This is a genomic window from Streptomyces sp. M-16 (assembly GCF_052114405.1).
Taxonomy (GTDB): Bacteria; Actinomycetota; Actinomycetes; order Streptomycetales; family Streptomycetaceae; genus Streptomyces.
Map to the genome: position 1 here is coordinate 56,176 of NZ_JBFRER010000065.1, position 9,058 is coordinate 65,233.

General features: G+C 73.8%; 8 protein-coding genes and 1 pseudogene. 5 read left to right on the plus strand and 4 right to left on the minus strand.

From position 1 onward, the window contains the following. The first annotated feature begins 61 nt into the window (after positions 1 to 61). A complete protein-coding gene (locus AB4039_RS26340; RefSeq protein WP_266845230.1) occupies positions 62 to 865 on the plus strand; it encodes an AfsR/SARP family transcriptional regulator in 804 nt (267 codons plus the stop codon). 13 nt (positions 866 to 878) lie between these two features. Here the strand turns inward: AB4039_RS26340 and AB4039_RS26345 are convergent, their stop codons facing one another. Next, positions 879 to 1,463, minus strand: a complete 585-nt coding sequence (locus AB4039_RS26345; RefSeq protein WP_266845229.1) for an NAD(P)H-dependent oxidoreductase — start codon at positions 1,461 to 1,463, stop codon at positions 879 to 881. Positions 1,464 to 1,670: 207 nt separating this feature from the next. Here AB4039_RS26345 and AB4039_RS26350 point away from each other — a divergent pair, with 207 nt between their 5' ends. Beyond that, complete coding sequence (locus AB4039_RS26350) at positions 1,671 to 2,408, plus strand: SDR family oxidoreductase (RefSeq protein ID WP_266845228.1); 738 nt, start codon at positions 1,671 to 1,673, stop codon at positions 2,406 to 2,408. 149 nt (positions 2,409 to 2,557) lie between these two features. On the opposite strand, the gene AB4039_RS26355 is transcribed toward AB4039_RS26350, so the two are convergent. Continuing rightward, positions 2,558 to 3,535 (minus strand): aromatase/cyclase, encoded by a 978-nt coding sequence (locus tag AB4039_RS26355; RefSeq protein WP_266845227.1) that lies wholly within the window; start codon positions 3,533 to 3,535, stop codon positions 2,558 to 2,560. 73 nt (positions 3,536 to 3,608) lie between these two features. Beyond that, positions 3,609 to 4,394 carry a 3-oxoacyl-ACP reductase FabG gene (gene fabG, locus AB4039_RS26360; RefSeq protein ID WP_442271970.1) on the minus strand — a complete coding sequence of 262 codons (786 nt, stop codon included), beginning with the start codon at positions 4,392 to 4,394 and terminating at the stop codon, positions 3,609 to 3,611. A gap of 220 nt (positions 4,395 to 4,614) precedes the next feature. Between fabG and AB4039_RS26365 the strand changes: the two genes are divergently transcribed. From AB4039_RS26365 to AB4039_RS26375, 3 genes are read left to right on the plus strand one after another with little or no spacing between them, the layout of a single operon-like run. Next, positions 4,615 to 5,793, plus strand: a complete 1,179-nt coding sequence (locus AB4039_RS26365; protein WP_266845224.1) for a DegT/DnrJ/EryC1/StrS aminotransferase family protein — start codon at positions 4,615 to 4,617, stop codon at positions 5,791 to 5,793. After that, on the plus strand, positions 5,790 to 7,061 hold the full coding sequence (locus AB4039_RS26370) for a beta-ketoacyl-[acyl-carrier-protein] synthase family protein (protein WP_373919105.1): 1,272 nt from the start codon (positions 5,790 to 5,792) through the stop codon (positions 7,059 to 7,061). The genes AB4039_RS26365 and AB4039_RS26370 overlap by 4 nt, the downstream gene beginning before the upstream one ends. Beyond that, complete coding sequence (locus tag AB4039_RS26375; RefSeq protein ID WP_442271971.1) at positions 7,058 to 8,335, plus strand: ketosynthase chain-length factor; 1,278 nt, start codon at positions 7,058 to 7,060, stop codon at positions 8,333 to 8,335. Before AB4039_RS26370 ends, AB4039_RS26375 begins: the two co-directional genes overlap by 4 nt. Before the next feature lie 58 nt (positions 8,336 to 8,393). Here the strand turns inward: AB4039_RS26375 and AB4039_RS26380 are convergent. Then, positions 8,394 to 9,058: pseudogene (locus AB4039_RS26380) on the minus strand (zinc-binding dehydrogenase); the annotation flags it as partial.

The following is a 9,058-nucleotide window of genomic DNA, read 5'->3' on the forward strand; positions in this document are numbered from 1 at the left end:
CCGACTCCGTCGACGACCGTTCGGAAATTGCCGCCGTCTTTCTGACGAGGAGTTATCACCCATGCGTTTCCAGCTCATCGGACCATTCGAGATCGTCACGGACGACGGCAGGACCTACCGGCCCGGTACCCCCAAGGTCTGCCAGACGCTGGCCCTGCTGCTGACGCGGCCGGGCGAGATCGTGACGGCCGACGCGCTCATCCAGGAGCTGTGGGGCGAGACGCCTCCGCGCAGCGCCGTCACGACGCTCCAGACGTACGTCTACCACGCCCGCCGGATGTTCGCGCAGGAGGAACTGGCACCCGCCGGCCGCTGCCTGATCGTCACCAGCCCGCCCGGCTACTCGATCCAGGTGGAGGACGACGAGATCGACATCCGGATCTTCGAGAAGCTCGTCTCGCGGGCCCGGACCGAGCTGGCGGCGGACGAACCCCTCACGGCGCTGGCCACCGTCCGCGAGGCGCTCGACCTGTGGCGCGGGCCCGCCCTGTCGGGCATCCCGACCGGCGACGCGCTGAGCGGTCACGTCGTCCACCTGGAGGAGCTGCGCATCCGGGCCTTCGAGATCCGCATCGCCTGCGAGGAACAGCTGGGCTGGCACCGCGAGTCCATCCCCGAGCTGCGCCGGCTGACCAACGACTACCCGCTCAACGAGTGGTTCCACAGCCGGCTCATCGGCACCCTCGGCGCCGCCGGGCGGCGTGCGGAGGCCCTCCAGGCCTACCAGAAGGTCCGCAGGCTCCTCGCCGACGAGCTGGGACTGGAGCCGTCGCGGGAGCTCAAGCAGCTCCAGGCGCGGCTGCTGGCCCCCGTGCCGGTGCCGCCGCAGGCCGCGGCGCCGGTTCCGGCGCGCTCGGGGGTCTGACCGCGGGCCCGGCTCAGCCCCCGTAGGGACGCGCGGTGCGTCCCTCGCGCAGGGTGACGCCCCACCAGGCGAGCTGGTCCAGCAGGACGGAGGCGGCCTTGCCGCTGCCGTCCTCGTCGTGGGGGCGGCCCTCCTCGTCGAACCGCTCCCAGGCGTTGTGGAAGCTGACGGTGTCGCGCATCGTGACGGCGTGCAGTTCGGCGAAGACCTGCCGCAGCTGCTCGACGGCACGGTGGCCGCCGGCCATCCCGCCGTAGGAGACGAAGCCGACCGGCTTGGCCCGCCAGCCGGCGTAGACGTGGTCCAGGGCCAGCTTGAGCGAGGCCGGGTAGCCGTGGTTGTACTCCGGGGTGACCACCACGAACGCGTCCAGGGCCGCGACCCGTTCGGCGAGGCGAGGGGTCAGGCCGGGCGCCGGCGGTTCGAGCGTGAGTCTGAGCTCCTCGACGAGTTCCGGTTCGGCCAGGTCGATGACGTGGATCTCCATGTCCTCGCGGCCGGCGGCCTCGGAGAGGAACCAGCGGGAGACCGTGTCGGCGAAACGGCCGGTGCGGACGCTGGCGATCAGGACGCCTACCTTGAGCGGGCTGACGGACATGGCAGTACCTCTTCCACCGGGTGACTGGGGGGCCTCGCGGCCCGGTGATCCAGAACGTATGACCTCAAGTCGACTTGAGGTCAAGCGGTGGGCGGAAGGGTCCGCAGCCGCCGGACCGGGCCCTCACGGCGTCCCTCCAGCGGCCCGAGACGGCACCGGCGGAATGTGGACGCGCAACGGGCGTCGGAGAAGGAACGGGGGCAACGGGTGGAACTCGACGGCAGGGTGGCCGTGGTCACCGGCGGGACGAAGGGCCTGGGGCTCAGGATCACCGAGGCGTTCGTCGCCGAGGGAGCCCGGGTCGTCGTCGCCGCCCGGGGGGTGGAGGGCGCTCGGGAGGCCCTGGCGCCCCTCGGGGACCGTGCCGTCTTCCACCGGGCCGACGTACGCGACCCGGGGTCCGTCCGGGCGCTGATGGACGGCGCCGCGGAGCGGTTCGGCGGGATCGACGTCCTGGTGGCCAACGCAGGGGTGAGCCGCCCCGGGCCCCTCGCGGGGCTGTCGGCCGGCGACTGGGCCGAGGCGGTCGACACCAACCTGGGCGGCCTCTTCCACTGCGTCCAGGCGGCGGTGCCGCACCTGGAGCGCAGCCCGGCGGGCCGGATCATCGCCCTGTCCTCCGCCCTGGCCTCCCGCCCCACGCCGGGCGCCGCCCCGTACTGCGCCACCAAGGCGGCGGTGGAGATGTTCAGCAAGGTGGCCGCGCTGGAGCTGGCCCCGAAGGGCATCACCGTCAACTGCCTGTCGCCCGGGTTCATCGACGAGGGCATGGGGCGGCGGCTGAAGCAGAACCCGCAGGTGTGGAGCCGGTACGCGCCCAAGGTCTCGGTGGGCCGGATGGGCCGGGGCGAGGAGGTCGCCGGCGCCGCCGTCTACCTCGCGGGGGCGGGCGCCTCCTACGTCAACGGCCACGTCCTGGAGGTCAACGGCGGCCTGGGCTGGTGACCCGCCCGGGGTCGGACCGCCGGGCCTTCCGGTCCCCCCGCGGCCTCCGGACTCCCGGACTCCCGGCCTCCGGACTCCCGGACTCCCGGGCTCCCGGGCTCCCGGACTCCCGGGCTTCCGGTCCCCGGCCCCGCGGGCTCACGGACCCCTCAGACCCCGGCGCGGCGCTCGGCGAACCGGCGGGTCCGGCCCTCCGCGAAGTCCCGGGCGTGGTGCAGGGTCGCCGTGCTGTTGGTGCTCAGCGCCGTGCGCACGTAGGCGCGGGCGTCCTCCACCGTCGCGGCGGGGCCCAGCACCCGCGCGATGTTGGCGGTGTTGAGGGTGACCGTGTGCTGGGAGGAGGCCAGGACGCCGCCCTCGCCGTCCTCGGTGAACGTCCAGTACCCCGTGTGCAGGCTCATCAGCGCGGGCAGGGTCGTCTGCTTGTAGGCGATCCGCTCGTACGGGAAGGTCACCCGGTAGGACTTGGTGGTGTGCACCGACCCGTCCTTCGCGCGGGTGTCCATCTCCAGCTCCTGGAGGCCGGGGGTGTCCTCGGTGAGCCGGACGACCGCCACGTGGGGCAGCCGCTCGGGCCACAGGTCCGCCTCGTTGACGAAGTCGAAGACGTCCGAGGCGGAGCCCTCGACGCGCACCGTGTCCTCGAAGGAGAAGGTCAGGTCCTCGGTGGCATGGGCGTGCTCGACGTTGGTCTTGAGCGCGTCCAGCTCGGAGCGGGAGTTGCGGTCGACGGCCCGGTCGATCCAGGCCAGGCTCTCGGGGTCGTCGTCGACGGCCCGGTAGTCGTGCAGCAGCCGCACCCGCGAGGAGGCCGGCGACAGCGGCTCGATGATCCACGTTCCGCCCATGGCGGCGACCGGCGGGGCGGGGACCTCCTGGCGGAAGGTGATCGTCAGCCGCTCCGGGTCCAGGGTCCGCCGGGAGGTCCAGTTCTTGGGCTCGCCGTTGGCGGTGGCCCAGATGCGGATGCGCTCCTCGTTGCCGCCGAGCGGGGTGTGGTCCACGTAGATGGTCGGGGGGAAGATCCGCGGCCAGTTGCGGACCTCGGCGATCAGGCGGTACACGGCGGCGGCCGGGGCGGAGACCGTGATCTCGTGCTCCACTTCGCGGGGGCCGGGCTGCGGCATGGTCGTGCTCCTCGGAATCGGGTTTCGTGATCGGGTGCGTCCGGCCGTACGCGCGGGCGTACGGGGACGGGGCTCAGAAGTTGCCGAGGCCGCCGCAGACGTTGAGGGCCTGCGAGGTGATGGAGGCGGCGGTGTCGGAGGCGAGGTAGCCCACCAGTCCGGCGACCTCCTGCGGGGTCGAGTAGCGGCCGAGCGGGATCTTCGCCTGGAACTTCTCCAGCACCGCCTCCTCGGAGGTCCCGTAGGCGGCGGCGTAGCCCTGGCGCACGCGCTCGGCCATCGGGGTCTCGACGTAGCCGGGGCAGACGGCGTTGACGGTGATGCCCGTCGGGGCCAGCTCGTTGCCCAGCGCCTTGGTGAAGCCGACCACGCCGTGCTTGGACGCCGAGTAGGGGGCGCCCAGGACCACGCCCTGCTTGCCCGCGGTGGAGGCGATGTTGATGATGCGGCCGCGGTTCTTGGCCCGCAGGCCACCGGTGTTCAGGGCCTCGCGGGTGACCCGGAAGACACTGGTCAGATTGGTCTCGATGACGTCGTCCCACAGCTCGTCCGCGAGGTCGGCGGTGACCCCGCCGCCCGAGCSCCCGGCGTTGTTGACGACGACGTCGAGGGTGCCGAAACGGGCGACGGCCGCCTCGATCCACGCCCGGACGCCCTCGCCGCTGCGGACGTCGACGCTCGCGCCGTCCACCTCCAGGCCCTCGGCGGTGAGCTCCTTCACCGTGCGCTCGACGTTGTCCGCGTCCCGGGCACCGATGAAGACCCGGTGTCCCGAAGCGGCGAGCGTACGGGCCACCTCCAGCCCGATTCCGCTGGTCGCCCCGGTGACGACGGCAACACGCTTGGTCTGGTCCGGCATGAGAACTCCTCGGCGAAATCGACGGGTGACGCACGCGGAGACTCCGGTACGGCGGTGGAGGGGGGCTCGAAGGGCCCTGGTACCCGGCGCGCACCGGCCCCGGCCGGACCCGAGCCGGCGCCCCGCGCACCCCGCGCCCGGCCGCCGGACCACCGGCTCTCCATCAGGGGTCGAGCGGGTGTCCACAAGCTCGACGCGACACCGCACGCGAGAGGCGACCATGATCAATCTCTTCCAGCCGCAGGTCGGAGCTGAGGAACTCGACGCGGTCGCCGGGGTGTTCGAGGACCGGCGGCTGGGCAACGGACGACGCACCGAGGCCTTCGAGGCGGCCTTCGCCGCCCACCTGGGCGTCCCCGCGGGCCACACCGTGTTCACCAGCTCGGGCGCCACGGCCCTGCACCTGGTCATGGAGACCCTCGGCCTGCGCCCCGGCGAGGAGGTCGTCCTGCCCTCCATCGGCGTCCCCGCCACCGCCGAGGCCATCGCCGCGCGCGGCGGCCGGCCGGTCTTCTGCGACGTGGACCGGCGCGGCCTCAACCCCTCCCTGGAGGACATCGAGGTCCACCTCGGCGACCGCACCCGGGCGGTGCTGCTGCTGCACTACGGAGGCCGGGCCGGCGACGTCGTACGGATCGCCGCCCGCTGCCGCGAACTCGGCGTCGTCCTCATCGAGGACGGCTCCTGCTCCCTGGCCTCCCGGGTCGGCGACCGCCCCGCCGGCACCTTCGGCGACCTCGCCGTCTGGAGCTTCGACGCGGGCCGGGTCCTGGTCACCGGCGACGGGGGCATGGTCTACGCCAAGGACCCCGAGCGGGCCGCGCGCACCCGCCACCTCGCCCGCCACGGCCTGGTCCGCGCCAGCGGCTTCGGCCACGGCACGCCGCCCTGCGGGCCGGGCGAACCGGACCTGCCCGAATACGGCCGCGGCATCCTCGGCAACGACCTGACGGCCGCCATCGGCTCCGTACAGCTCCGCCGGCTCCCGGAGATGATCGAACGGCGCAAGGAGATCGCGGACCAGTACGACCGGCTGCTCGAAGGGACCGAGGGGCTGCTGACGCCGCCGCCGCTGCCCGAGGACCACGAGTCCACCGAGTGCCTCTACTGGGTGCAGATGGACCCGGCCATCCGCGCCGGGGTCGTCGCCGACCTCCTCGCCGAGGAGATCTACACCACCTCCCACCACGCCCCCCTGCACCGGTTCCCGGCCGACGGCCCCGAGGAGGCGCCGGCCACGCTCCCCTCCTGCGACTGGGCGGTCGACCGCACCGTGCGCCTGCCCCTGCACCCCGGTCTGACCGACGCCGACGTACGCACCGTCACCGACGCCCTGCGCGCGTCGGTGCGGGCCCGGCACCGCACCGAAGAAGGACTCACCGTGAAGGACACCCCATGAGCCGCCGCGTCGTCATCACCGGGATCGGCGTCGTCGCGCCCGGGGGAGTGGGCACCGGGCAGTTCTGGGCCCGGCTCACCTCCGGGCGCACCGCCACCCGCGCCATCAGCCTCTTCGACGCCACCGGATACCGCTCCCGGATCGCGGCCGAGGTCGACTTCGACCCGCTCGCCCACGGGTTCACCCCCGAGGAGGCCGCGCGCCTGGACCGGGCAGCGCAGTTCGCCCTCGTCGCCGCCGACGAGGCCCTCCTCGACAGCGGCCTGGACACCTCGGCGCTGGACCCGGCCCGTACCGGGGTCTCCCTGGGCAGCGCCGTCGGCTGCACCACCGGCCTCGACACCGAGTACGACGCCGTCAGCCGGGGCGGATCCACCTGGCAGGTCGACCACACCCTCGCCGTCCCGCACCTGTTCGACTACTTCGTGCCCAGCTCGCTCGCGGCCGAGGTGGCCTGGCGGGTGTCGGCGCAGGGGCCCGTCGCCCTGGTCTCCACCGGCTGCACCTCCGGGCTGGACTCCATCGGGCACGCCGTCGAGCTGATCCGCGAGGGCAGCGCCGACGTGATGGTCACCGGGGCCACCGAGGCCCCCGTCTCCCCCATCACCGTCGCCTGCTTCGACGCCATCAAGGCCACCTCCCCGAACAACGAGGACCCGGAGACCGCCTCCCGCCCCTTCGACGCCACCCGCAACGGGTTCGTCCTCGGCGAGGGCTCGGCCGTCCTGGTCCTGGAGGAGCTGGAGAGCGCCCGCCGGCGCGGCGCGACCGTCTACGCGGAGATCGCCGGTTTCGCCAGCCGCGGCAACGCCTACCACATGACCGGGCTGCGCTCCGAGGGCGTCGAGATGGCCGAGGCGATCACCGTCGCCCTCGACGAGGCCCGCCTCGACCCCACCGCCGTCGACTACGTCAACGCGCACGGCTCCGGCACCAAGCAGAACGACCGCCACGAGACGGCCGCCTTCAAGCGCAGCCTCGGCGAGCACGCCCACGCGGTCCCGGTCAGCTCCATCAAATCGATGATCGGCCACTCGCTCGGCGCGATCGGCTCCCTGGAGGTGGCCGCCAGCGCCCTGGCCATCGCGCACCACACGGTCCCCCCGACCGCCAACCTGCGCACCCCGGACCCCCTGTGCGACCTGGACTACGTCCCGCTGACCGCGCGGGAGCACCGCACCGACACCGTGCTGAGCGTCGGCAGCGGCTTCGGCGGCTTCCAGAGCGCCATGATCCTGACCCGCCCGCGCCTGGGAGATGCCGCATGACCACGGACACCGTCACCGCCCCCGGGACCGCCGCCGCCCCCGCCGCCGGACCCGGGACCGGGCCGGCCGCGCCCGTCGTCACCGGCATCGGCGTCACCGCCCCCAACGGGCTGGGCACCGAGGCCTGGTGGGCCGCGGTGCTGCGCGGCGAGARCGGCATCCGCCCGCTCACCCGCTTCGAGTCCGACCGGTACCCGGCCAAGCTGGCCGGCGAGGTCCGCGACTTCGACGCCGCCGACCACCTCCCCGGCCGGCTCCTGCCGCAGACCGACCACGTGACCCGGCTCGCCCTCACCGCGGCCGACGAGGCCCTCGCCGACGCCGGCGTGGACCCGGCCGCCCTGCCCGACTACGCGGCGGGCGTCATCACCGCCAGCTCCGCGGGCGGCTACGAGTTCGGTCAGCGCGAGCTCCAGGCGCTGTGGAGCAAGGGCAGCCAGTACGTCAGCGCCTACCAGTCCTTCGCCTGGTTCTACGCCGTCAACAGCGGCCAGATCTCCATCAGGAACGGCCTGCGCGGCCCCAACAGCGTCCTGGTCAGCGAGCAGGCCGGCGGCCTCGACGCGGTGGCCCAGGCCCGACGCCAGCTCCGCAAGGGCACCCGGCTCCTCGTCACCGGCGGCATGGACTCCTCGCTCTGCCCCTGGGGCTGGGCCGCCCACCTCGCCGGCGGCGAACTCAGCACCCGCGAGGACCCGCGGCGGGCCTACCTGCCCTTCTCCGCCGACGCCGACGGGCACGTGGTCGGCGAGGGCGGCGCCCTGCTGATCCTGGAGGACGCGGCCGCCGCTCGCGAACGCGGCGCCACCGGCTACGGAACGGTGGCCGGGTACGCCGCCACCTTCGACCCGCGGCCCGGCTCGGGCGGCGCCCCCCGGCTCGGCGACGCCGCCCGCCAGGCCCTGCGCGAGGCCGGCGCCGCCCCGGACGAGGTCGACGTGGTCTTCGCCGACGCGGCGGGCCGGCGGGACGCCGACCGCGACGAGGCGCGGGCGATCGCCTCCCTCTTCGGGGAGTACGGGGTCCCGGTGACCGCGCCCAAGACCATGACGGGCCGCCTCGGGGCGGGCGGCGCCGCCCTCGACCTGGCCGCCGCGCTGCTGTCCCTGCGCGACGGGGTCATTCCGCCGACCGTCCACACCGGCCGGCCCGCCGCGGACTGTCCGGTCGACCTGGTGACCGGCCTTCGGCGCCCGGAGCGGCTGCGTACGGCCCTGGTCCTGGCCCGGGGGCGCGGCGGGTTCAACGCGGCCATGGTGGTCCGCGCCCCCTGAACGGCACCTCGCGCGGCCCCCGGCACCGGTACCGGCGCCGGGGGCCGGCGTGCGGGGGTCAGGAGCCGAGGGGGTCACCGCCGGGACGGAAGCGGTTGATGGCGTCGAGGTGCTGGGCGCGCAGCTCGTGGTCGCGGATGCCGAGGCCCTCTTCCGGGGCGAGGGCGAGGACGCCGACCTTGCCCTGGTGGAGGTTGCGGTGGACGTCGTAGGCTGCCTGCCCGGTGTCTTCCAGGGAGTAGACCTTGGACACAGGTAGCGGTTGTCGTACTCGTGCATGTAGCCGGAGGTGGAGGCGCAGGTGGTGATGGTGCCGCCCTTGCGGGTGACGTAGACGCTCGCGCCGAAGGTCTCGCGGCCGGGGTGCTCGAAGACGATGTCGATGTCCTCGCCGCCGGTCAGCTCGCGGATGCGCTTGCCGAAGCGCTTCCACTCCCTGGGGTCCTGGGTGTGCTCGTCCTTCCAGAACTTGTAGCCCTCGGCGTTGCGGTCGATGACCGCCTCGGCGCCCATCGCGCGGCAGATGTCGGCCTTCTCGGGGGAGGAGACGACGCAGATCGGGTTGGCGCCGCCGGCCAGGGCSARCTGGGTGGCGTAGGAGCCGAGGCCGCCGCTGGCGCCCCAGATCAGGACGTTGTCGCCCTGCTTCATCCCGGCACCGTTGCGGGAGACCAGCTGGCGGTACGCGGTCGAGTTGACCAGGCCCGGGGACGCGGCCTCCTC

Excerpts from the sequence above, each read along its gene's own strand:
- AB4039_RS26370 (WP_373919105.1), top strand. The coding sequence starts at position 5,790 with ATGAGCCGCCGCGTCGTCATCACCGGGATCGGCGTCGTCGCGCCCGGG.
- AB4039_RS26345 (WP_266845229.1), bottom strand. The coding sequence starts at position 1,463 with ATGTCCGTCAGCCCGCTCAAGGTAGGCGTCCTGATCGCCAGCGTCCGC.
- AB4039_RS26365 (WP_266845224.1), top strand. The coding sequence starts at position 4,615 with ATGATCAATCTCTTCCAGCCGCAGGTCGGAGCTGAGGAACTCGACGCG.
- AB4039_RS26340 (WP_266845230.1), top strand. The coding sequence starts at position 62 with ATGCGTTTCCAGCTCATCGGACCATTCGAGATCGTCACGGACGACGGC.
- AB4039_RS26355 (WP_266845227.1), bottom strand. The coding sequence starts at position 3,535 with ATGCCGCAGCCCGGCCCCCGCGAAGTGGAGCACGAGATCACGGTCTCC.